This window comes from Pseudomonas juntendi (assembly GCF_009932375.1).
GTDB lineage: Bacteria > Pseudomonadota > Gammaproteobacteria > Pseudomonadales > Pseudomonadaceae > Aquipseudomonas > Aquipseudomonas juntendi.
This window is the reverse complement of record NZ_BLJG01000109.1, coordinates 22,635-46,285: the sequence shown is the minus strand read 5'-3', so window position 1 is coordinate 46,285 and position 23,651 is coordinate 22,635. Positions and strand designations below refer to the sequence as shown.

The window sequence follows — 23,651 nt, the reverse complement described above, 5'->3', positions numbered from 1 at the left end:
GGCGCACAACAAAAAGCCCCCGGGCTGTTCAGCGCGGGGGCTTTTCGTAGAATGTGGCGGTGAAGAAGGGATTTGAACCCTTGATACGATTTCTCGTATACACACTTTCCAGGCGTGCTCCTTCGACCACTCGGACACTTCACCGTTTCTCTTCAAGCCTTGCGGCCCGTCGAGGTGCGCTAATTTAGTGAAAGCGCTCCCCTTTGGCAAGCATTTTTTTCAGTTTTTTCATGTATTTGCACCAGAGCCCGGCTGGGCGCTGACCGACCAGTCAGCCTTGCTGCTTTACCTTGGCCATCGCGCTGGGTAACGTCGGTGCCACGCCAACAAAAGGACTCTGCCATGAGCGAGCTGATTACCTACCACGCCGAAGACGGCATCGCCACCCTGACCCTGAACAACGGCAAGGTCAATGCCATCTCGCCGGAGGTCATCAGCGCGTTCAATGCCGCGCTGGACCGCGCCGCCGAGGCCCGCGCGGTGGTGATCATCACCGGGCAGCCGGGCATTCTGTCGGGCGGCTACGACCTCAAGGTGATGACCCGCGGCCCACAGGAAGCCATCAGCCTGGTCACCGCCGGGTCCACCCTCGCCCGCCGCCTGCTGGCTCACCCCTTCCCGGTGGTGGTCGCCTGCCCGGGCAATGCCGTGGCCAAGGGCGCCTTCCTGCTGCTGTCGGCCGACTACCGCATTGGCGTCGAAGGGCCGTACAAGATCTGCCTGAACGAAGTGCAGATCGGCATGACCATGCACCACGCCGGCATCGAACTGGCTCGCGACCGTCTGCGCCGCTCGGCCTTCCACCGGTCGGTGATCAACGCCGAAGTGTTTGACCCGCATGCGGCGGTGGATGCCGGCTTCCTCGACAAGGTGGTGCCCGCCGAACAACTGCAGGAAGCGGCGCTGAACGTGGCGCGGGAATTGAAGAAGCTGAACATGCTGGCGCACAAGAACACCAAGCTGAAGGTGCGCAAAGGGCTGCTCGAGGCCTTGGACACCGCCATACAACTGGACCAGCAGCCTATGGGTTGAGCCTGCTGGCCGCGACGCGGGGCAGGCGTACGCTGCTCCCGCGCAGGAGCGGGCTCACCCGCGAAGTGGCCAGCACAAGCTGACACCGGCATTTGCCCCAACCAGTGCACAGCCGTACACTGCCCGGCGACTGTCTGGTGTGAGTCGTACCATGCTTTATTTATTGCGCATGCTCCTGCTGGCGCTGCACTTTCTCGCCGTTGGCGTCCTGGGCCTGGCCATTGGCTTGTGCCGCCCCTTCAACCCCGACAACAGCCGCCTGTTCGCACGCCTTTACAGCCGGCCGGGCACCTGGCTGCTGCGCATCAAGGTCAAGGCCGAGGTCGGCCCGCTGTGGGACCAACCGCCCGGTTGCGTGATCGTGGCCAACCACCAGTCCAACTTCGATCTGTTCGTGCTGGGCCAGGTGGTGCCGCAGCGCACGGTCGCCATCGGCAAGAAAAGCCTGGGCTGGATACCGTTGTTCGGTCAGCTGTTCTGGCTGGGCGGCAACGTGTTGGTCGACCGCAACAATGCCTACCAGGCGCGCAAGGCCCTGCAGAAGACCACCCGGGTGCTGCAGAACGACACCTCTATCTGGATTTTCCCCGAAGGCACACGCAATGCCGGCGAGCAGTTGCTGGCGTTCAAGAAAGGCGCGTTTCACATGGCCATCGAGGCCGGCGTGCCGATCGTGCCAGTGTGCGTCAGCCGCTATGCCCGGCGCCTGAGCCTGAACAGCTGGCGCCGCCGCACCGTGATCGTGCGCTCGCTGCCGCCCATTGCCACCGCGGGCCTGACCCAGCAGGACCTGCCAGCACTGGTGGAGCAGTGCCGTGTGCAGATGCAACAGTGCATCGAGCGCATGGAAGGGGAACTGGGCAAGGGCTAGGTTGCTCTTCTGCCGTCTACAGCCCAAGCTATGAACCGTGTTCAACCGGAATAAGCGGGCAACCATGGGTCGAGTAGTGGCGTCAGCGGTGTACAGCGCCGGCCGGAAGGTCACCAACATCAGCATCGACGAGGGCAGCGAGTGGGCACGCAAGCCTGGGCATTTTGTCTGGATCGGCCTGGAAGAGCCCAACGCCGAGGAGCTGGCCACCCTGCAATGCCAGTTCAACCTGCACGAACTGGCCATTGAGGATGCCCTGGAAAAGCACAGCCGGCCCAAGCTCGAGACATTCGGCGACGCGCTGTTCATCGTCACATACTCGCCGGTACGTCACGAAGGCAAGCTGGAGTTCATCGAAACCCACATCTTCGCCGGCAACGGCTACATCATCACCTGCCGCAACGGCCACTCCAAATCCTATGCCATGGTGCGCCAGCGCTGCGAGGCGCGGCCCTTGCTGCTGGAGCACGGTGAAGACTTCGTGCTGTACGCCCTGCTCGACTTCGTCACCGAAAACTACCAGCCAGTCAGCGAAGCCATCCATGGCGAGATCGAAGCGCTGGAGCAGAGCGTGCTGGGGGGCTCACTGCAAGAGGATGACATTCGCCGCCTGCACAGCCTGCGCCGCGACATCCTGCGCCTGCGCCGCTACGTGGCGCCCATGGTTGAGGTCAGCGAAGAGCTGCAGCGCCTGAGCTTCCCGTTCATCGACAAGAACATGCGTCCGTATTTTCGTGACGTGCAAATCCACGTCACCCGGCAGATGGAGGACTTGTCGGGCATTCGTGACATTGCCAGCCAGACCATCGAGATCGGCATGTTCCTGGAGTCGTCACGGCAAAGCATCGTGCAACGCAAGTTTGCCGCGTGGGCGGCGATCCTGGCGTTCCCCACGGCGATCGCCGGGGTGTATGGGATGAACTTCCAGAATATGCCGGAGCTGAGCTGGCATTACGGCTATTTTGCGGTGTTGGGGGTGATTGCTGCGGGGTGTACCGGGTTGTATGCCAGTTTCAAGAGGTCGGGCTGGCTATAGGCCGCTTGCGGCCCATCGCGACTCAATTCCGCTACGGGCACCGGCGTTGCCGGCGTGGGAGCGGGCGTGCCCGCGAAGTATCCAACCCGGTGGATGGCACCGGCTTTGCCGGTGTTCGCGGCTGAAGCCGCTCCTACATCGGTAGCGTAAGCTGTAAGAGCGGGTTTACCCGCGAAGCAGGCGACGGGGTGGATGGCACCGGCGTTGCAGGTGCTCGCGGTGTGGGAGCGGGCGTGCCCGCGAAGAATCCAACACGGTGGATGGCACCGGCTTTGCCGGTGTTCGCGGCTGAAGCCGCTCCTACATCGGTAGCGTGAGCCGTAGGAACGGGTTTACCCGCGAAGCAGGCGGCGCGGTGGCTGTGCTGGGGCCGCCGAGCGGCCTCCGGCAACCTCAGGCGTTACCGGAAAGCTTGAGCCGCGCCGCCTGGGTGAAGTCCAGCATGCGGTTCAATGGCTTGATCGCCTTGGGCACCAACGCAGGGTCGACAAAAATCTCATCCCCCCCATTGCGCAGGCAGTGCAGCACACGCTCGAGGGTGTTCATGGCCATCCACGGGCAGTGCGCGCAGCTGCGGCAGGCGGCGCCGTTGCCGGCAGTAGGCGCTTCGACGAATACCTTGTCCGGGCACAACTGCTGCATCTTGTAGAAGATGCCGCGGTCGGTAGCAACGATGAAGGTCTTGTTCGGCAAGGTCTGCGCGGCCTTGATCAATTGGCTGGTGGAACCCACCGCATCCGCCAACTCGATCACCGCTTCCGGTGATTCGGGGTGCACGAGGATGGCGGCGTCCGGGTACAACGCCTTCATGTCGGCCAACTGGCGCGACTTGAATTCTTCATGGACGATACAGGCACCGTCCCACAACAGCATGTCGGCACCGGTCTGCTTCTGGATGTAACGGCCCAAGTGCTGGTCCGGGCCCCAGATGATGGTTTCGCCGTTGTCCATCAGGCTTTCGACGATTTCCAGTGCGCAGCTGGAGGTCACTACCCAGTCGGCACGGGCCTTCACCGCAGCGGAGGTATTGGCATACACCACCACGGTGCGCTCCGGGTGCTGGTCGCAGAACGCCGAAAACGCTTCGACCGGGCAGCCCAGGTCGAGCGAACAGGTGGCCTCCAGGGTCGGCATCAGCACGCGCTTTTCCGGGGTGAGGATTTTTGCCGTTTCGCCCATGAAGCGCACACCGGCCACGATCACCGTTTCGGCGGGGTGGTTCTTGCCGAAGCGGGCCATTTCCAGCGAGTCGGACACGCAGCCGCCGGTTTCTTCGGCCAGCGCCTGAATGACCGGGTCGCAGTAATAATGGGCGACCAGCACAGCGTTCTGGGCCTTGAGCTCGGCAGCGATGGCCGCACGGTATTCGGCCTCCTGCTCGGCTGTCAGCGGGTTGGGCTGCTTGGCGTCGAGGTGGGCCTGAACCAACAGGCGTTCGGAAATCTGGGTCATGATCGCTGGACCTGCAAGCGCGCGTGCGCATCAAATCGAGTGTATCACCCGGCCCTGACAGATCGGCTAAGGGTGCCGGACGGCGCAGGCCGCCACGGCCCTCTGCGGGCGCGGATTATTATCGGAGGCCGAAGGCTACAGAGAATCCAGCGATTACTAAAGGGGTTTTTGTGTTGCCGGCGCTGGCCTGTTCGCGGGTGAAGCCACCAGGAGACCAGCGCCGGATAACCATCACCCCCGCGGCGACAGCGCTGCGAGGTGCGCGGCCATCAGCATGGCGAATTCTTCCACGGTCATCTTCTGCCCATTGAAATCGACCATGCCATCGGCATAGTGCAGGCTGCTGACCACATCATCGCCCTGCACGGTGGCCAGGCCGCTCTGCACGGCCATCATGCCGACCATCTCCCCGGCCTGCCCCGACTGCATGGCGATCGCCTGGGCATCGGTTTGGCCATCGAGCAGCGCTTGCAGTGTCGCCAGGTCGCCAATCATGGGTTTGGACAGCGAGAGCTTGCTCTTCACCTCGGTGACGACCTGTTTGCTCAGCTGGTCCGGCGGCAGGTCGAAGCTGGCCGGCGCGGCGAAGTCCATCGCCAGGTTGAAGCGGCTCTCACCGTTGGCGGTCTTGAACGACAGGTTTTCCACCGCCACCTTGGGCTTGGCCGCCAGCAGTTGCCGCAGGTCGCCCTGGAAGCGGGCCTTTTCGGCGGCGTCCATCTGGATTTGCGGCACCGGCTGGCCGGCAGCAGCGGCAGCTTCGAACTCCGGCAGGTGCGACTGGTACCACTTCGACAAGGCCTGCAGCGCCGGGGCATTGACCGAAGTGATGCTTACCGCCATTTGCGCCTTGCCCACCGCGCGGCCGTCCCAACTGATGTCCCCGACCTTGTACTCCACGCGGCCGCCCACGGTGTCGGGGGTTTCAAGACTCTGCAGGGCATACTGCTCCACGCCCTTGACCAGCAGGACCTGCTGCTTTGGCCCTAGCGTGACCTTGGCCTCGGCCAACAACAGGTCGACGTTGCCCACGTAGATATTGTCGTACGGCGTGGCCGCCAGGTTGCCACCAAGCTTGAGGCCCTGAAGCTCGAATGTGGCCGGTGGCTGGTCGTCGTTCACCAGCTTCATCAGCAAACGGTCGGCATGGCCGTGGAACTTGGAGGCCTTGCCGTCCTTGTCGCCACTGACCTCCAGTTGCATCCCCGAAAAATCGAGGCGGTTGCCGTCTGCCTTGTCGAGCTTGAGCGGCGCCAGTTGAATCCGGCTGACCACATCCCCCCCGTAACCCAGGCTGGTCTGCGCGCTGAGCGGCACCTTGCCGCCGGCAGCGTCGAACCAAGGCGCGACGGCATCGTCCTTCTGCAACGTGCTGTTGCTGACGGCCATCACCGGCACCAGCTTCAGCGCCTTGACCCGCGACCAGGGGAATGGGCCGTGCTCGATGTGGTCGGTCACGCCCACGTCGAAGTTGATCACCTCGCCTTCACCCACGTTGATGTCGCGGGCCTTGAGCCGGTACTGGGCAGTACTGCTGAAGAAGTGCTGCTCCAGCGACACCCGCTCGATACGCAGGCTGCCACCGGTGGTGACCAGGGCCTTTTGCAGCTCGGCGTTGCTGCGGGCAAGCGCGTTGTCCAGCTCGGCTGGCAACTGCTTGCCGGTGTACCAGGCGCCAGCGGTGGTTGCGACGGCGATGGCAACCGCCAGGCCGGAAAGAATGCCAACTGATTTCTTCATGAATTGAACCGATTGCTGTCCGTAAGGGCTGGGTAGGCGGCCACGGGCCACACAGAGTACGAAGAATATCACCCCCGCAGGCACGGGACGCAGGCCAAAGTGCCGAAATCCTGCCTTTCGGAAGCATCTGACAAACCGATTGACCCCATGGCCGAATCGTTGATTTTTTCGAACACACAAATTGATCAGAACCGCAAAAAACCGCGTAAAAACCGAACAAACTCCACTTAATATCGATAAATATTTCAATGCCGTAACGTCTTGTCATGTTTAACTTGACACCCACCTACCCATCGTTTTTTATTTTCACCACTTTGCGCGCCCCCTCGCGCCTTCCGCTGCTCCAACATAAAAGGTGAACAACATGGAGCTCACCCGCTCGCCCTTGCCGCATGCGCCATACCCCGTGCCCGCCGTTCGCGCCCAGCAACAGGAGCCATGCCAGCATGCAGCATGACCCTAGCGCTGCCGGCAACGGCCAACTTCGCAAAACCCTGCGCCTGTGGCACGTGATCATCATCGGCCTGGCCTACCTGACACCGATGACCGTATTCGACACCTTCGGCATCGTCAGCGGGATAACCGCCGGCCACGTGCCCAGCGCGTACATCCTGGCGCTGGCCGGCATCCTGTTCACCGCAGTCAGCTATGGCACCTTGGTGAAACGCTTCCCGCAGTCGGGTTCGGCCTACACCTACACCCAGCGCGCGATCAACCCGCACGTGGGTTTCCTGGTCGGCTGGTCGTCGTTACTGGATTACCTGCTGCTGCCAATGGTCAATGCCCTGCTGGCCAAGCTGTACCTCTCGGCGATGTTCCCGGAAGTACCCGCATGGGTGTGGGTGGCCGCTTTCGTGACCCTCATCAGCCTGATCAACATGCGCAGCGTGAACCTGGTGGCGCACTTCAACCTGCTGTTCGTGGGCGTGCAGGTGGCGATCATCGCCGTGTTCATCTACCTGTGCGTGCGTGGCCTGCACCACGGTGAAGGGCTTGGCACGGCCTGGAGCCTGATCCCGTTCGCCGACGGTCAGACCCAGTTCAGCGCACTGGCCGCCGGCGCGACCATCCTGTGCTTCTCGTTCCTGGGCTTTGACGCCGTCACCTGCCTGTCCGAAGAAACCCGCGATCCGGGCAAGACCATCCCGCGGGCGATCTTCCTCACCGCCCTGATCGGTGGCGTGGTGTTCATCACCGTGTCGTACTTCATCCAGGCCTACTTCCCGACCATGGCGCGCTTCCATGACCACGAGGCGGCCCTGCCGGAAATCGCCCTGTATGTCGGGGGCAAACTGTTCCAGTCGGTGTTCATAGCCTGCACGGTGATCAACACCATCGCCTCGGGCCTGGCCTCGCAGACCAGCGTGTCGCGCCTGCTGTACGTGATGGGCCGCGACAACGTGATCCCGGCCCGCGTTTTCGCCCGCCTGCACGCACGCTACAAGACACCGGTACTGAACATTGCCGTGGTCGGCATCATTTCGCTGTCGGCGATCTTCTTCGACCTGGTGACTGCCACCTCGATCATCAATTTCGGCGCCCTGGTGGCGTTCAGCTTCGTCAACCTGTCGGTAATCAACCATTGCTACCTGCGCGAAGGCAACCGCAAGGGCCTGGCCAACCAGCTGAAGTACCTGGTACTGCCCACCATCGGCTTCTGCATCATCGTTTCGCTGTGGTTGGACCTGAATGCCCACTCGCTGATCTTTGGCGGTATCTGGGCGGCGCTCGGCCTGCTGTACCTGGGCTGGCTGACCAAGGCGTTCCGCTCGGCGCCCCCCAACTACGTGCCTGAATGACCCACGCTACCCACAACGCCCGCGCCTGGCCGCGGGCGTTGCAGTGTTCGAAAAGGAAAGCTCCATGCTGCTGCGCCGCCTCTCCATCCAATGGAAGATCACCTTGCTGGCCGGCCTTTGCCTGCTGGCCATCGTCGCCTTGCTGGTGGCCACCTCGCTGACTCAGGCACAGCGCAGTGCCACGCTGGTCAACCAAGCCAACACCGCCATGCTCGACAGCAGCGCGCGGCAGCGCCTGGAGGCCCATGCCGAAACCCAGGCCATGCGCATTCAGCGCTACTTCATGGACGCTTATCAATACGGCAATGGCTTTGCCCGTTTGGTGCAAGTGCTGCAAGCCCGAGGTGGCAACGACCTGCGTGCCGAACTCACCCGCCAGGCGCGAGCCAGCCTGGCCGGCAAACCTGACATGATCGGCCTGTACCTGGTGTTCCAACCCGATGCACTGGACCAGCAAGACAGCCAGTACCGCGGCCAGGACGCGGTGGGCAGCAACGAGAGCGGGCGCTTTTCGCTGTACTGGTCGCAGCCGCGCCCGGGCACCCTGGAGCGCGAAGCCATGCCAGAAGCGCTGCTCGGCGACGCCAGCATCGGCAGCAACGGCGCGGCGAAGAACCGCTGGCTGACCTGCCCACTGGAGACCGGCAAAACCTGCCTGCTGGAACCGTATCTGGACGAGGTCAACGGCAGCCAGGTACTGATGACCAGCATCGCCCTGCCCTTGCTGGAACACGGCAAAGTGGTGGGCGTGGTCGGCCTGGATATCAGCCTGGACAACCTGCAGCAACTGAGCACAAACGGCCGCCGCGAGCTGTTCGAGGGTCAGGGCCAGGTGAGCATCGCCAGCGCGGCCGGCCTGCTGGCAGGCAATAGCCGCGACGCCAGCATGCTCGGCAAACCCGTTGAACCTGCAGTTGCCGCTGGCCAGTTACGGGTTGCGCACCCCTTCACGCCCATTCCCGACGCCGCCCCGTGGCAGGTATTGCTGGAAGTGCCGGAAAGCGTGCTGCAGGCGCCCGCGGTAGCCCTCAATCAGCGCCTGGATGCGCACAACCAGCGTGCCAACCTGACCAGCCTGCTGATCGGCCTGGGCGCGGCAGTGCTGGGCTTGCTGCTGGTGTGGCTCACGGCCCGCGGGGTAACCCGCCCGATCCTGGCGGTGGCTGCCCGGCTTGAAGACATCGCCAGCGGCGAAGGCGACCTTACCCGCCGCCTGGACTACGCCCGCCAGGACGAACTGGGCCAGCTCAGCGCGTGGTTCAACCGCTTCCTCGACAAACTGCAGCCGGTCATCGCCCAGCTCAAAGGCTCGCTGCAGGAGGCCCGCGGCACCGCCGACCAGTCGGCAGCCATCGCCAGCCAGACCAGCGCCGGCATGCAGCAGCAACACCGTGAAATCGAGCAAGTGGCCACCGCGGCCAATGAAATGAGCGCCACCGCGCTGGATGTCGCCCATAACGCCGCGCAGGCGGCCCAGGCGGCACGTGCCGCCGACCAGGCCAGCCAGGAAGGCCTGCAGTTGATCGACAGCACCCGCCAGGGCATCGACCGGCTGGCACTGGACATGGACACGGCCATGGCCGACGCACGCGCCCTGGAGGGCCGCAGCACTCAGATCGGCACGGTGCTGGAAGTCATCCGCACCATCGCCGAGCAGACCAACCTGCTGGCACTGAATGCGGCCATTGAAGCAGCCCGTGCCGGGGAAGCCGGCCGTGGCTTTGCCGTAGTCGCCGACGAGGTGCGCGGGCTGGCCCAGCGCACGCAGGTGTCGGTGGAGGAAATTCGCCAGGTCATCGAAGGTTTGCAGCAAGGCACCCAGGATGTCGTGGGCGCCATGCACGAGGGCCAACGCCAGGCGCAAGCCAGTGCCGCACGCATGGAGCAGGCCCTGCCGGCACTGCAACGCATTGGCGAGGCGGTGGCGGTGATCAGCGACATGAACCTGCAGATTGCCTCGGCCGCCGAGGAGCAGAGCGCAGTGGCCGAAGAGGTGAACCGCAACGTAGCCGGCATTCGCGACGTTACCCAATCGCTGGCAGGCCAGGCAGACGAGTCGGCACGCATCAGCCAGGCCTTGAACCGGCTGGCCAACCAGCAACAAGCGCTCATGGAGCAGTTCCGCGTCTAATCTGTAAGGGCTTCTTCGCGGTTAAACCCGCCCCCACAAGGACCAGCACTGGCCTTTGAAGCCATGCCCCCTGTAGAAGCGGGTTTACCCGCGAAGAGGCCCTCACAGGCACCACAGCATCATCGTTTTTGCCGAGCACACCTTATGCAAACCGCCCCCCGATCCTCGTTCTTCGACATCACCTGCGAACAGGGCCTGCTGCGCACCTCGATCGCCGTCACCCTGTTCATCGCCAGCATCGGCATCGCTTTCGGCGTGGCCTCCGGGTCGTTCTCGATCATGTTCGATGGCGTTTACTCACTGGTCGACGCCAGCATGAGCGGCCTGTCGCTGGTGGTGGTCAAGCTGATCACCTCGCATACCACCAGCGTGCAGATGTCGCGCAAGCTGCGCGAGCGTTTCACCATGGGCTTCTGGCACCTGGAGCCGATGGTGCTGGCACTCAATGGCATCCTGCTCAGCGGCGTGGCGGTCTATGCCCTGATCAACGCCGTCAGCAGCCTGCTGCAGGGCGGCCGACACCTGGAGTTCGGCATTGCCATGGTCTACGCGGTAGTGACCGTGATCTGCTGCGTGACCATCGCCCTGGTCGAGGCCCGCGCCAACCGCCAGCTGAAGTCGGACTTCGTGGCCATGGATGTCAAGGGCTGGGTGATGTCGGCCAGCATCACCGCTGCGCTGCTGATCGCCTTCTGCTTTGGTTACGCGGTTCAGGGAACCTCATGGGAGTGGGTATCACCGTACATCGACCCGGCGGTACTGGCGCTGGTGTGCCTGGTGATTGTGCCGCTGCCGATGGCGGTGGTGCGCCAGGCCCTGGCGGACATTTTCCTGGTCACCCCAGGCGACCTCAAGCTGCACGTGGACGAAGTGGCCAAAGCCTTTGTCGCCCGCCACGGGTTGCAGTCCTACCGTGCCTATGTTGCCAAGGTCGGGCGCTCACGCGAGATCGAGCTGTACTTCATCGTACCCAAGGCCATGGCAGCGAAGACCATCGATGAATGGGACGCGTGGCGCAACGAGATTGGTGAAGCCGTGGGCGGTGAAGGGCCGAACCGCTGGTTGACGGTGGTGTTCACGGGCGACCCGGAATGGGCGGAATGAGCTTTCGAGAATGCCGGGCTGGCATGGCACGGCCAGCCTGGCATCTGAAACCCTGCGGCACCGCCCGCCACGGGCAGAGCCGCCTGGCGGCACGTGTCAGCGGTTGCCCATGCGCTGCAGGGTTGCAGGCTTGTAGCGGTCTTCGGAGGGCACTGGCTGGCTGAAGTCGAGCGTTTTGCTTTCCTCGTTTTCCAACTTCTGAACCATGTAGCGGCGCGCCTGCAAATCATAGAATGCGTCGACGGTGGTCCAGGTGGTGGGCACGTTGTAGAAGTTGCTCATGTAGCCTATCGATACCCGCCACAGTTCGCCGTGGCTGTCATAGCGGTCGGCAAGCGCGATTTGCCAGCTGTCTTCGTCGAGGTAGAACACCCGTTTCGAGTAGATATGCCGCGCCGTTGGCCGCAACGTGCCCTCTACCACCCACACCCGGTGCAACTCGAAGCGGGTCGGCGCACTGAGCAGGTGGCCGGGCTTGATGATGTCATCGTACTTGTACTGCGGGCTGGCGATTCGATAGTTGTTGTAGGGAATGTAGATTTCTTTCTTGCCGACCAGCTTCCAGTCGTAGCGATCGGGGGAGCCGTTGAACATATCACGGTCATCAACGGTGATCAGGCCATCGGAACCGCTGTCCGGCGTGTCGTAGGAGATGGTAGGGGCGCGACGCACCCGCCGCAGCCCAGGCACGTAGCCCCAGGCCATGCGTGGCTCGGCCACCTGGTTCAGCGTTTCGTACACCAGCGACGCCTCACCCGCCATACGGGCCGGGCTACGGGCGGCACTGAGGTAGTAGAAGAGGATGTTGTTCAGCGTCGAGTAACTGCCGCCTTTGACGTAGTACTTGAACAGCACGTCCTGGTCATAAGTGGCCAGGCTGTACTGCCCATTGGCTTGAACGGTGGCTTCCGAGAGCTTGCGGACCACATAGGTACCGCGGTAGCGGGCGATATGGTTCCACAGTGCCTCCACGCCGCTTTGCGGGATCGGGAACGGGATACCGCCAAATGCGTGGATGAAGCCGTTGCCGCCTTCGGCCAGCTCCGCCGTGGTCGCGTTTTGCCGGGTGTTGTCGTACACCCACTGTGGCTCGGCAGCACTGCGGCGAGTGGTATAGACCGGGTAAGACATGGTCTGCGGGTAGGCTTTGAGCAGGGCGATCTGCCCGGGGCTCAGTTTGCCTTTGTACTGCTCGACATTTTCCGCGGTGATGGTGAACAACGGTTTGTCGTCCGGGTACGGATCAACGTAATGCTGGCCTGGCACGTAACCGGCCGGGGGTTTGCTCAGGCCGCCGGTCCAGGCGGGGATGCTGCCATCGGCGTTGCCCGCGGTTTCGCCGCCCAGGGGGGTAAGGTCTTTACCCAGCCGGCTTGCCTGTTGTTCGGACACAGCGGCGTGTGCCGCGCCGAAGGCGAACAGCATAACGGTGCCAACGACGAGAGAAAGACACTTGGCATGCTTGACGTAGTATTTCATGGTTAGCCCTGCTTGAAAGAATGAATACCTCGTTAGAACGAGTACTTCACGTCCATGCTGACGTTGTCCCTGTCACGGATCAGGTTGCTTTGCCCCGCACCGGTAAACAGGGTGTATTGCAGGCCGGCTTCAACGCGGCTCAGGTAATCAGCCTTGATGCCGAAGGTGTAGCCTTTTCGGCCTTCCATGAAACTGCCGGTCAGGTCGGAGTTGCCTTTGAAGTTGTTGGTGTGGACGAAGAACGGCGAGAGGTTCACGCCAGCGTATACGTTGGTCCAGGTGCCCTGCATGCTGAGCGTGTAGCCATACGCCTCGCGGGTCATGGGGTTGTCGGTGGTGTCTGGGGTGCCGGCGAACTTGCGCTTTACCGGGGTGGGGTTGTACCCGGTATAACTCAAGTCGCTGCCGTGGTAGGACTGGGTCGCGATTTCGGCAATGCCGACCAACGAGTTGAAGCCCAACGACGGGCCAAAGTTGTAGATGGTTCCCAGCGAGGCGTTGATCGACTCGACACGCTCGTAGTTGGAATAGACCCCGCCCCGGCAGAACGGCTTACCGCCCAGCGAGGCACACGCCTGGGCGCCGCTGAGGTTGGCGTCGGACAGCCCCGACGTACCGGCCACGCCTTGCGCGAGAAGGTCACCCACCAGGTCGTTGGTCGCACTGATTGCAATCGGCAGATTCGGCCGATAGGAAATTTCACCGAAAACCGACGCATTGTTTATCGTGGTATTGAAGCTGAGGCCGTACATGCGAACGTCCTCGACATACTCACGGCGCACATTGGCATTCTGTGACAGGTCCAGGGTTGCCAATGCCCGGGCGGCGCTGGGGCCGATTAGCGAATCAAGCGTGGTCAGATCGACGCCACGGTAGGCGCCGGTGTCGATCTGCTGCACGGGCTCCTTGGTGTGGTAATTGGCAAAGTAGAAGCCGAAGTCGGTGGCATTCAAGGCCTCGGCAATATAGTGCAGGCTGATACCGTATTGCCCGCTGGCCCGAGCCTTGTCGTCCGACTGCACATTGCTGACCTTGAAGATGCCCGTGGCGGGGTCGAGGTAGCGGCTGGCATTGAAGGGGCCTTGGCCAAGGCCGCCCGGGATCTGGGTGGCCATGCCGTACGCTGCCATTGCCGGAACCAATGCAGGGACCTGGGCGTACGCAGTGTTGCCACCCGGCCCGAAGATATCGGTGGTGGAGTAGTAGCTGCCAACCGGGTCAAGCGCCGTTTCTTTCCATTTCAACTGGTAGTAAGCGTCCATGGACAGGTTGTCGGTCAGGCCGAAATTCAGGCTCAGCGCCTCAACCGGCACAAGCACTTCCTTGACCTGAGAGCCAGGCAAGCGGTACTTGACCGCATCCACGGGGTTCGAAACGCTCACGCCGCGATAGAACAAGGACTCACCCCAGTTGAACACCTGCCTGCCGAAACGCACCGTCAGGGGGTGATCGGCCACGTCCCATGCCCCGTATACGTAGGCATCCAGAATGTCGGCAGAGCGGCCGGCGAGGTGTCGGGTACTGCGGGTAAAGCTGTCATCCTTTGGATAATTCTGGCTAGGCTCTACCACCGCCGGGTTGTTGTAGTAGTCACTGCGTTTGTCCATTATCTGCGTGTCATAGAACGCCGACCCACGAACGAACAGCCCATAATTCTGGTACTTGGCCTCAAGCTCCGAGGTCAGTTTGAACACCTGCGAAACAAGCCCGGTATCGAAGTTGCGGTTGCCGTCGTTGCCATTGAGCGCATCGTTGTTTTTCGCCTGGCCTTGAACTCGCCATACCTGGCCGAAAGACACGGTATTATCCAGGGTGCCGGTGATATCGCCATCGGCGAGGGCAAATTCGAGCGCTGCAGCGGGCTGGGTGAAGGTGATAGCTGACGCAAAGCCGAGCCATGCAACCCTGCTTTTCGACCCACAAGGGTCAGCAAAACGGAAAGATTTCATCAGTACTGCTCCTGGGATGTCTTTTTGTTTTTTTACGCACCGGAGTGACGCGACCAGAGCAAGGTCCAAACTCGAATTATCTGACGATGCATGTCATCAAGATGCGTCCAAGGCTGGCTGCTGTCAATCGTCTAGGGGCGCTGACCATTCAGTTTCTTACGCGGCTTTGTTGCTTAAATCAGTGCCTTTTTCCGTGACTGAACGGCACAGCGCGGTGCGACAGGGCCGCGCTTGTCGTGATTTAAAAATTTTGACTACAATGGAATTCAGTTTATTAGAAGGGTGGCCACAATGAGCAAAACCTCCGGGGGTGCCGAGCGCTCCTACCGTGGCGTCAGCCAAGAGCAGCGCATCAAGGCCCGCCGGGAGGCCTTCATGAAGGCGGGGATGCAGCTGTTCGGCACCCAGGGCTACCGCGCCACGACCGTGCGCGACCTGTGCAGCGAGGCGAAACTCACCGATCGGTACTTCTACGAGTCCTTCGAGGGCACGGAAGAGCTGCTGTGCGCGGTGTACGTATCGATCATGGACGACCTGGAACAACGCCTTAGCCAGCTCTACCAGGACCACGACCAGGTACAACACCACGCAGGCCGCAAGTTCCTCGCCACGTTTTTCGAGGCCATGCAGGACCCGCTGGTGGCGAAAATCGTATTGGTCGAAGTGCTCGGGGTAAGCCAACGCGTCGACAACCTCTACCAGCAGAACAACTTGCGCTTCTGCAACTTCCTGTTGTCCGCGATCAACCGCACCTACGGTGGCTTCAAGCCGGTCGCCTCGGAACTGTACATGTGCATGGGCATACTCGGGGCAATAAACCAGATTGCCGTGTACTGGACCTTGAGCCAATACCGGGACCCTGTGAACGTGCTGATCGACACAGGGCTTGCCCTGATCGAAGGCTGCGCCAAGGTGCCTGGCGCAGCCCTGCACGATCAGCAGGGTGGGAAAACGGACTGATAGCTGCCCAGTTCAATGAACACCGATTTGGTCCGCGTGTGCTCGAACAGTGCCTCGATGCCGTTCTCCTGGCCGATACCAGACAGCTTGCTGCCGGAAACGGGCATTTGAGGCGGCACCTGGCCCCAGGTATTGACCCAGCAGATACCCGCCTCCAGCGCGTGCACGATACGGTGCGCCTGGGAGATGTTCTGGGTTACCACGCCGCCCGCCAGGCCTAGTACCGAGGCATTGGCACGCGCGATCACCTCTTGCTCGCTGTCGAAGGTCAACAGGCTCATCACCGGCCCGAATATCTCTTCCTGAACAATCTGCATGTCGTCGCTGCAGTCCGTAAACACAGTCGGAAGCAAGTAACTGCCTGCCGCGAACGCCTGCCCTGCCGGCAGGTGCCCGCCACACAGCAATGTCGCGCCGGCGTCGCGACCGCTTTGAATGTAGGCCAGCACTTTCTCGCGGTGCGCCTGGCTGACCAAAGGGCCGAACCGCGTGCGCGGGTCACTGGGGTCGCCAATCGCAATATTTTCAACCCGCTTCAGGATTGCACGCTGCAGCCTGGCCTGGATAGCGCGGTGCACGAACACCCGCGTACCACTGGTGCACACCTGGCCGCTGCTGAAGAAGTTGGCCATTACCGCAATATCTGCCGCTCGCTCGATATCGGCGTCGGGCAGAATGATCAACGGTGATTTGCCACCCAGTTCCATGGTGACCTTCTTCAGTGTGCCGGCGGCGCTGGCCATCACTTTCATGCCGGTCGCGACGCTCCCGGTGAACGAAATCTTGGCGATACCTGGGTGCTCGCTGAGCACCTTGCCCACGGCCTGATTGCCTTGCAGCACATTGAACAACCCTGCGGGTACGCCAGCCTCGACCAGCAGTTCGGCCAGGCGCAGGGTGGACAAGGGTGTCAACTCGCTGGGCTTGAACACCATGGCATTGCCAGCCGCAAGCGCGGGCGCCAGCTTCCACATGGCGATCTGAAGGGGGTAGTTCCAGGCGCCCACCCCGGCCACCACACCCAGCGGTTCTCGTCGGGTATAGGTGAACGCTGTTTCGCCTACAGGTGACTGCCGGCCTTCGATAGCCGCCATCAAGCCGGCAAAATAGCGCATGACCGCTACCCCGCCTTTGATGTCGACCCTGGAGGTATCGAAGATTGGCTTGCCGGTATCGAGGGTTTCCAGCTGCGCCAGTTCGTCATTGCGCAGCAAGATCAGCTTGGCTGCATCCAGCATTATCGCAGTGCGCTCAGCCACCGGAAGCTTGACCCACTCGCGTTGCGCCGCGCTGGCCGACAGCACGGCGTCGTCGACCTGCCCTGCGCTGGCTTGCTCGACAGTGGCCAACAGCTGGCCGTTGGCTGGGTTGATCGAGTCGAATGTGCTGCAACCGCTGGCGTAGACCTGCCTGCCATCGATGAACTGCCCTATGGTTCTGTGCATGTTGGTGATCCTCTTGCTCAGGCAGGCTGAGTACGGGCCGGCAGGAATTTGCCATAGTGGTGCGCTACGCCAAGGTCCTTGGCAAACCCACCGTCCCTGGCATAGGCCACTCGCCCATTGACCAACGTGGCCAGCACTGCCTGGTCGTTGCGGTTGACCAACCGCCTGAGCGGGGTGTTTTCGATGAGGTCTTCGCTGACCGCGTCCAGGTCACTGTTCAAGCCCTGGGGATCAACGATGGCGATATCTGCCCGGGCGCCCGGCCTCAGCCTGCCTGCGTCCAGCCCGTACCAGTCGGCAAGTTCGGAAGTGACACGCGCCACCCCCTCGCCCACGCTCATGAAGTGGTTACCTTCCAGGTGGGCATCGCGGATATATTTCAGGAAGCGCAACGGGAAATTGTAGAAAGCCAGGCCACGAATATGCGCCCCGGAATCAGCGAAGCCGACATGGACGCTGCGGCTGCGCATGAGTTTGTGCATGACCTCGACCCGGCTGTTGCCCATCAGCGTGGTCCAGACAAGCTCGGATTTGTACTGCACCGCCAGATCGAGGAAGCAGTCGATAGGGTCCTGCTCGCGCGACCTGGCGATTTCGCCGAAATTGCGGCCAATCAGGTTTGGGTCCGGGCAGGCTGTGACATAAGCGTCGGAAAAGTCGCGTTGCCAGAGCCCTACTTTCAATACGCTGCCCAAACCCTGTTTGAATAATTCACGGAACTCGGGCTTGGTGGCTTCTGCGTACTGGTCCTCTTCGTTCTTCAGGTTGCGCAGTACCAGGCCGCCGGCAAATTCGTCGAAATTGTTGAAGTTCAGCCCCGCGCTGTAGACCCGCAGTGGCGCCGGTAGAAACTGCCATTTGAGGTTGCCGCGCAGCAGCTTTTGGGTAACCCAGCCACTCAGGCGAACCATCTTCTGCAGGCTGGGCTTCACCTTCAGGTCCAGCGCCGTGAGCAATGTGGTTTTCAGCTTTGGCCGGAACCAGCCCGAAGCAGCGAACATCAGGCGTACGGCACTGGAGGGCTCGGCCACATCCGGGGCACCCTGCAGGATCGCCCCGCGCGCGCGCAGCCGTTTGAACAGCCGTGCCATTTCGGCCCAGCTGGCGAAGGTCGAGGGCAGTGGGCGCGACCATGCACGTTCGCCGGCCACCCGGTCGATCTTGGTTTTCATGACCGACAGGCCAAGGAACCCTTGGTCCAACGCTTCATCGAGCAGGGCCTCCATGCTGCGCAGTTCCTGCTCGGTCGGTGGCCGCGGCGTGGTGGCCTCGACCAGCCCCATGGCGGCAGCCCTGATATCGGAGTGGCCGATGTAGCACGCCACGTTCGGCCCTAACGGCAACCCTTCGAGGAAGGTGCGGTACTGGGCCGGCGATGACCAACGCTTATGTGTGGTCAGCAGGTCCAGTACATGGTCATGCGGGATGGACTCCACACGGCTGAACAGATCCGCGCAATCCTGCGCCGAAGCTGAAACCATGCTCAGCGAACAAAGACCCGTCGCCACGGTGGTGACACCGTGGCGGATGGATTCTTTCAATGCAGCAGAACTCAATATCTCCGCATCGTAGTGCGAGTGCATTTCCAGAAAACCGGGCATCACCCAGCAACCTTTCGCATCCAGTACCGCTGCCGCCACTGCCGGGTCAAGTGCTGATGCACTGACGGCAACAACACGCCCGTCCTGGATGCCAACATCCGCCGCCACGCCATTGTGGCTGACGCCATCGAAGACCAGGCCGTTCTTGATGATCAGGTCATAATGCATATTATTGTTCTCACATTTTGACTACGCTTGTCATCAGAATACAGGCGCGACTTGCCCTGTCAAGTGTCATACTTGTGTTTACTTGAAAGCCTGCATCTGCGTTGTCAGTACTTGCAGCATGCGCGCAGCCGCCGAGGACAACCGGCGCCCAACACGCGTTACCACGTGGGCTTCGGCCGTCAGGAAAAGTGGATGGCCCACATCCCGGCACAGCAGTTCCCCAGCGTCCAGCTCTGCTTTTATGGCGAATGCCGGCAGGAAGGCGATACCCAGCCCTGTCTTGGCGAACTGGGTGAGCGTGGCGATCGAGTTGGTGGTCATCACCGGGTCGAACCTGACTTTCTCGGCCAGCTCCAGCACATCCACCAGTTGCCTGACGCCATGCGTGGAATAGGTGACCGCCAGCGGGTAGTCCAGTAACTCACGGGCACGCAGGGGCCCGTCGCCCTTGCGCAGCGGCGAGTCGGGGCTGAAGATCACTTTCATCGGCTGCACACGGCAGGCGCGAGAGACCAATTTGGGGTGGGTCGGCGGGTTGTAGACCAGCCCGATCTCGGCGTCGTCTTCCAGTACCTTGCGAATCAGCTCGTTGGTACCCGCCGAGTCGAGGCTGATTTTCACGCCTGGGTAGGCTTTGCAGAACCGCGGCAAGGGGCCGTTGAGGATGTCGTTGACGAACCCCTCACCCAGAACCAGGCTCACGTGGCCCGTTTTCATCTCCCGAAGCGACTGAAGCCGGCCCAGAAGGTCACCGAGGTGCGCCTCCTGTTCACGGTGAAACTCGATGACCTGCTTCCCCGCCTCCGTCAGCGCCACGCCCCGGCCACGCCGCTCGAGCAATACCGTCGCCAGTTCGGCCTCCAGCAACTGGATCTGCCGGGTGACCGCCGATGGGGCGACGTTCAGCAGGTCGGCAGCCGCGCGAATGCTGCCGCAACGGGCAGCTTCGTGGAAATAGGCAATGCGTGAAAGGTTGATCAGTCGACTCATGACGCGCCCTCGTTGATCTAACAATCAGAACAAAAAACAAGCTGACATTGATTGTAGTCACTTTTTAGGCGTCATAGCATCAGCCCGGCAGGTGTACCTGCAGCCTTGCAGAACTTCAATAATGCAGGCGGTTGGCCGCACGCGATGATTCAAACGTGGGCATTGGTGCTCGGCAAACTCGCGCCATCCACCGCCGCGCCCACCCAATGCCGATGTACTTTGAATGAAGACCATAAGATGACTTCTGCTAATTTTTGCACTGCCTACCCATGGGTCGAGCGGCTCATCAGCATGGATACAACGAGCGCGCTGTCGAACTTGGGGTTGATAGAAGTGGTGCGCGACTACTTCAAGTCTTACGGTATCGACAGCACGCTCATCTACGACCGTGACGGGCGCAAGGCCAACTTGTTCGCCACGGTCCCTGCGTGTGACGGGTCTACGACCGGCGGGTTGGTCTTGTCCGGCCATACCGATGTGGTTCCGGTCACCAGCCAGGCCTGGGCGTCCGACCCTTTCTCACCGACCGTACGCGACGACAAGCTGTACGGACGTGGCGCATGCGACATGAAGGGCTTCATTGGAGTCGCTCTGGAACAGCTGCCGAACATGCTGCGCACCGCGTTGAAAGCGCCGCTGCATTTTGCGCTGTCCTATGATGAAGAAATCGGCTGTGCCGGTGCCCCCTCAATGGTGCAAGACCTGGTCAAGCGCGGCGTTGCACCGCAGGGTTGCATCGTTGGCGAGCCCACCGGCATGGGCATCGTCGTTGCCCACAAGGGCATCAATGCCTACCGCTGCAAGGTCAAAGGGCATGCTGCGCACTCGTCGCTGCAACCGGCCGGGGTGAACGCCATCGAGTATGCCGCGCGGCTGATTACCTTCATCAGCGACCTCGCACGGCAGTCTTCACATCACGGCCCGTTCGATGAGGGTTTCGACGTACCGTTCAGTACCGCGCAAACAGGCACGATCAGTGGCGGCATAGCAATCAACACGATCCCGGAACACTGCGAGTTTCAGTTCGAGTTCCGCAACCTGCCAGGCGTCGACCCCGAATCGATATACGCAAAAATAACCCGCTACGCCGAAGAGGTGCTGCAGCCGGAGATGAAGTCACGCGTGCATACCGCAGGAATCGTCTTCGAGAAAATCTCCAGGGCACCCGCATTGAGCCCCAGCGAAAAAGAAGCAATCTGCACGCTGATTGCCGGCTTGCGGCAAGACACCCGCGTACGCCGGGTTTCCTATGCCACCGAGGCAGGCTTATTTCAGGAAGTTGGCGTGCCCACCATCGTTTGTGGGCCCGGCTACATCGAGCAGGCACACAAGGCCAATGAATACGTGTCGCTCGAGCAACTGGACCTTTGCAATAGCTTCCTGAACAAGCTGGTGCTCAGCCAGCAGGTTTGACACTGGCTGGCGACCTTGACCGATCAATAACAACAAGGAAAATACGATGGGTGAGTTGCGCACGGATTTGAAAATGCAGCGCTGTGACCACGGGCCTGGCACCCGTGTAGGCGGGGGTTTCATTCTAGCCATGGCACTGTCACTGCTTGGCGTCTGGCTGGCGGTATTCGCCCCCATCCAAGTACTGCTTGCCCAGCAGATGGAAATATTGGCGCCCAACTCAAAAGAAAGCGCGCTGGGCATGGTGATGGGCATTGGCTCGGCCATCGCACTGGTCGCACAGCCTGTCATCGGCTTTCTGTCGGACAGAACCCGCTCAGTGTTCGGCCGCCGTCACCCGTGGAACTTTCTCGGCATTGTCGTCGGCGCGCTGGCACTTTACATGCTGGGCAAGCAAACGACCTGGACGGGCATCGTCGTTTATTGGGCCTTGGTACAAGTGGGCACCAGCGGGGTGTTGTGTGCAATCACCGCTGCAATACCGGACCGCGTGCCAGTTGAGCAACGGGCCATTGTCAGCGCCTGGAATGGCGTGATGTTGTCCGTGGCAGTTGTACTGGGCGCCGTCATCACCACCACGCTGGGTGTCGGCATAGCGCAAAGCTACACCGTCGTCGCGGCCATATTCGTGGTGCTTTCAATGCCATTTGTGTTGTTTACCGATGATCCGCTGGGGCAGCAGGTGCACACCGGTGAATGGCGTTGGAAGGCGTTCTTTTCGGCCTTCTGGATCAGCCCCAGAAAGCATCCGGATTTTGCCTGGGCATGGTCGACGCGCTTTCTGGTCGGCCTCAGCAGCGCCACGGGTACCCTGTTCTTTCTGTACTTTCTTCGCGACGGCCTGCGCTATGAGGCGCTTTTCCCGGGTGAGCGGGCCGAAGACGGCTTGCTGAAGCTGGTGCTGATCTATACCGCTGCCGTGGTGGTCACCGCTTTCGCCTGCGGGGCCATATCGGATCGAACCGGCCGGCGCAAAGCCATCGTGACGGTGTCGGGGATGATCATGGGAGTGGCTTCGCTGTTGTTGGCCTTCTGGCAGAACTGGCCGATGGCTATGGTTTCCTCAGCGGTACTCGGTGTTGGCTATGGTGCCTATGTCGCCGTCGATCAAGCGCTCATCAGCCAGGTGCTGCCCAGTTCGGCGGACCATGCCAAGGACCTGGGGATCATCAACGTTGCCATCGTCGGGCCACAGATCCTCGCCCCTGCCCTGTGCGCCATGCTGGTGACCCAGTTCGGAGGCTACCCTGCCCTCTACATGTTTGCAGGCCTGGCAGGCTTGATGGGCGGGCTGCTGGTGCTGAAAATCAAAAGTGTCCCCTGACGCAACAGGGCGCATCGGGGCATGCACACTTGGCGGTTGTCAGGCACCAGAGGCCTGACAACCCCTCATTTCCCACCGTGCACTTGTCGGCTACGTACCAGCGCTGCTACTGCCTGCTGCATTTCCTGCCTGGCCACGCGACTGACGCCCATCATGTTCGCAAACCCATGAATGAGCCCAGCCGCCCTGCGCAGGGTCACGTTCACCCCAGCGGCCGATAACAGGTGCGCATACGCCTCACCTTCATCGCGAAGTACATCGAACTCGGCGGTGGCAATATACGTTGGTGGCAGCCCTTCAAAACTGTCGACCAGCAACGGCGACACAGCCGGCTTGCTGTAGGCCCGGCTGGGCACATACAGCTCACGCGCCCAGTTCATCTGGTCCGCAGTCAACACATAGCCTGTTTCGAACAGCGAATAGGACGTCGACCTGTTTTCGTTGTCCAGGACCGGGTAGAACAGCAGTTGGAAGTCGGGCAAGCGCCGTTTCTGCTCTCTGAGCGTGTAGCACAACGCGGCAGCAATATTGCCGCCCGCGCTGTCGCCCGCCACGGCAATGAATGCGCCAGGCGTATTGGCCGCCTGCATTTCCTTCAGCACATGCTCATAGGCTGCCAGTGCGTCATCGATGGCGGCAGGAAATGGATGCTCGGGTGCCAGCCGGTAGTCCACCGACAGTACGTGCAGCCTGGCTTCGCGCGCCAGATACCGGCAGATACTTTCACAGCTTGCCAGGCTTCCGGATACCCAGGCGCCACCGTGGAAGTAAATGAGTACGCCCTGCGCGCAGTCGTTCGTTACGAACGTCTTGACTGGAACAGGCCCGCCCTGCCCGTCGATCGTGAAGCTTCGCTCCAGGTCGACAGGTGCATCACAGCCGCCAAACACCCAGGCGTCATGGTCGGTCTGTTTGCGCACTTTATCCAGGGGCTGGTGCTGCGGGCGGGCAAGCTCGCGATCCCCCATCAGCCTGAGAAACATCGCCACTTCGGCGCTTAACACGTGACCCGGCTGGTTGAGTCGAGACCCGCCAATGGCAGATTGCAAGCGATGGGGTAGCCTGCCCAACGCCTCGACGACCCACTTCATGCCGACCTGGCTGACTGGCCTCTTCATGGATTCCCCACTCCCAGAATCAACGCCTCGATAGAAATA

17 protein-coding genes, 1 tRNA gene and 1 pseudogene are annotated in these 23,651 nt (G+C 61.6%); 10 read left to right on the top strand and 9 right to left on the bottom strand.

The annotated features are described in order from the left end of the window. Nucleotides 1-54: 54 nt before the first annotated feature. Nucleotides 55-144, bottom strand: a tRNA-Ser gene (locus GYA94_RS15300). A gap of 198 nt (nucleotides 145-342) precedes the next feature. Here GYA94_RS15300 and GYA94_RS15295 point away from each other — a divergent pair. From GYA94_RS15295 to GYA94_RS15285, 3 genes are all read left to right on the top strand, one after another. Beyond that, nucleotides 343-1,032: a crotonase/enoyl-CoA hydratase family protein gene (locus GYA94_RS15295; protein ID WP_110679185.1), complete on the top strand. Its 690-nt coding sequence runs from the start codon at nucleotides 343-345 to the stop codon at nucleotides 1,030-1,032. A 151-nt stretch (nucleotides 1,033-1,183) separates the two neighbouring features. Continuing rightward, entirely contained in the window at nucleotides 1,184-1,903 is a 720-nt protein-coding gene (locus GYA94_RS15290) for a lysophospholipid acyltransferase family protein (RefSeq protein ID WP_110679186.1), read from the top strand. 64 nt (nucleotides 1,904-1,967) lie between these two features. After that, a complete protein-coding gene (locus GYA94_RS15285; RefSeq protein ID WP_009684091.1) occupies nucleotides 1,968-2,939 on the top strand; it encodes a magnesium and cobalt transport protein CorA in 972 nt (323 codons plus the stop codon). A 393-nt stretch (nucleotides 2,940-3,332) separates the two neighbouring features. Here the strand turns inward: GYA94_RS15285 and nadA are convergent, their stop codons facing one another. Next, complete coding sequence (gene nadA, locus GYA94_RS15280) at nucleotides 3,333-4,391, bottom strand: quinolinate synthase NadA (RefSeq protein WP_009684090.1); 1,059 nt, start codon at nucleotides 4,389-4,391, stop codon at nucleotides 3,333-3,335. A gap of 231 nt (nucleotides 4,392-4,622) precedes the next feature. Continuing rightward, nucleotides 4,623-6,131 carry a YdgA family protein gene (locus GYA94_RS15275; protein ID WP_161892623.1) on the bottom strand — a complete coding sequence of 503 codons (1,509 nt, stop codon included), beginning with the start codon at nucleotides 6,129-6,131 and terminating at the stop codon, nucleotides 4,623-4,625. Nucleotides 6,132-6,577: 446 nt separating this feature from the next. On the opposite strand from GYA94_RS15275, the gene GYA94_RS15270 reads away from it, so the two are divergent. The 4 genes and pseudogenes from GYA94_RS15270 (at nucleotide 6,578) to GYA94_RS15260 (ending at nucleotide 11,165) form a co-directional block, all read left to right on the top strand. After that, nucleotides 6,578-7,930: an APC family permease gene (locus GYA94_RS15270; protein WP_110679189.1), complete on the top strand. Its 1,353-nt coding sequence runs from the start codon at nucleotides 6,578-6,580 to the stop codon at nucleotides 7,928-7,930. Between the two features lie 64 nt (nucleotides 7,931-7,994). After that, a pseudogene (locus tag GYA94_RS28730) lies at nucleotides 7,995-9,203 on the top strand (cache domain-containing protein); the annotation flags it as partial. A gap of 102 nt (nucleotides 9,204-9,305) precedes the next feature. Beyond that, on the top strand, nucleotides 9,306-10,061 hold the full coding sequence (locus tag GYA94_RS28725) for a methyl-accepting chemotaxis protein (RefSeq protein WP_371105812.1): 756 nt from the start codon (nucleotides 9,306-9,308) through the stop codon (nucleotides 10,059-10,061). Nucleotides 10,062-10,205: 144 nt separating this feature from the next. After that, complete coding sequence (locus GYA94_RS15260) at nucleotides 10,206-11,165, top strand: cation diffusion facilitator family transporter (RefSeq protein WP_054913444.1); 960 nt, start codon at nucleotides 10,206-10,208, stop codon at nucleotides 11,163-11,165. Nucleotides 11,166-11,261: 96 nt separating this feature from the next. Here the strand turns inward: GYA94_RS15260 and GYA94_RS15255 are convergent, their stop codons facing one another. Beyond that, nucleotides 11,262-12,590 (bottom strand): DUF1329 domain-containing protein, encoded by a 1,329-nt coding sequence (locus tag GYA94_RS15255; protein ID WP_054913443.1) that lies wholly within the window; start codon nucleotides 12,588-12,590, stop codon nucleotides 11,262-11,264. An 86-nt stretch (nucleotides 12,591-12,676) separates the two neighbouring features. Next, complete coding sequence (locus GYA94_RS15250; protein WP_174824184.1) at nucleotides 12,677-14,593, bottom strand: DUF1302 domain-containing protein; 1,917 nt, start codon at nucleotides 14,591-14,593, stop codon at nucleotides 12,677-12,679. Nucleotides 14,594-14,884: 291 nt separating this feature from the next. Between GYA94_RS15250 and GYA94_RS15245 the strand changes: the two genes are divergently transcribed. Further along, nucleotides 14,885-15,553, top strand: coding sequence for a TetR/AcrR family transcriptional regulator (locus GYA94_RS15245; protein WP_161892621.1), 669 nt, complete (start codon nucleotides 14,885-14,887; stop codon nucleotides 15,551-15,553). Here the strand turns inward: GYA94_RS15245 and betB are convergent. The 3 genes from betB to GYA94_RS15230 form a co-directional block, all read right to left on the bottom strand. Next, nucleotides 15,529-16,998 (bottom strand): betaine-aldehyde dehydrogenase, encoded by a 1,470-nt coding sequence (gene betB, locus GYA94_RS15240; RefSeq protein WP_161892620.1) that lies wholly within the window; start codon nucleotides 16,996-16,998, stop codon nucleotides 15,529-15,531. The two genes, GYA94_RS15245 and betB, sit on opposite strands and share 25 nt — an antisense overlap. Nucleotides 16,999-17,015: 17 nt before the next feature. Next, a complete protein-coding gene (locus GYA94_RS15235) occupies nucleotides 17,016-18,767 on the bottom strand; it encodes an N-acyl-D-amino-acid deacylase family protein (RefSeq protein ID WP_161892619.1) in 1,752 nt (583 codons plus the stop codon). A gap of 78 nt (nucleotides 18,768-18,845) precedes the next feature. Continuing rightward, nucleotides 18,846-19,757 (bottom strand): LysR family transcriptional regulator, encoded by a 912-nt coding sequence (locus GYA94_RS15230; protein WP_054913438.1) that lies wholly within the window; start codon nucleotides 19,755-19,757, stop codon nucleotides 18,846-18,848. Nucleotides 19,758-19,862: 105 nt separating this feature from the next. On the opposite strand from GYA94_RS15230, the gene argE reads away from it, so the two are divergent. Further along, a complete protein-coding gene (gene argE / locus GYA94_RS15225) occupies nucleotides 19,863-21,170 on the top strand; it encodes an acetylornithine deacetylase (RefSeq protein WP_232108535.1) in 1,308 nt (435 codons plus the stop codon). 46 nt (nucleotides 21,171-21,216) lie between these two features. Then, nucleotides 21,217-22,494, top strand: coding sequence for an MFS transporter (locus tag GYA94_RS15220; RefSeq protein ID WP_110679197.1), 1,278 nt, complete (start codon nucleotides 21,217-21,219; stop codon nucleotides 22,492-22,494). Nucleotides 22,495-22,559: 65 nt separating this feature from the next. On the opposite strand, the gene GYA94_RS15215 is transcribed toward GYA94_RS15220, so the two are convergent. Further along, entirely contained in the window at nucleotides 22,560-23,612 is a 1,053-nt protein-coding gene (locus tag GYA94_RS15215) for an alpha/beta hydrolase (protein WP_161892618.1), read from the bottom strand. Between the last annotated feature and the right edge of the window lie 39 nt (nucleotides 23,613-23,651).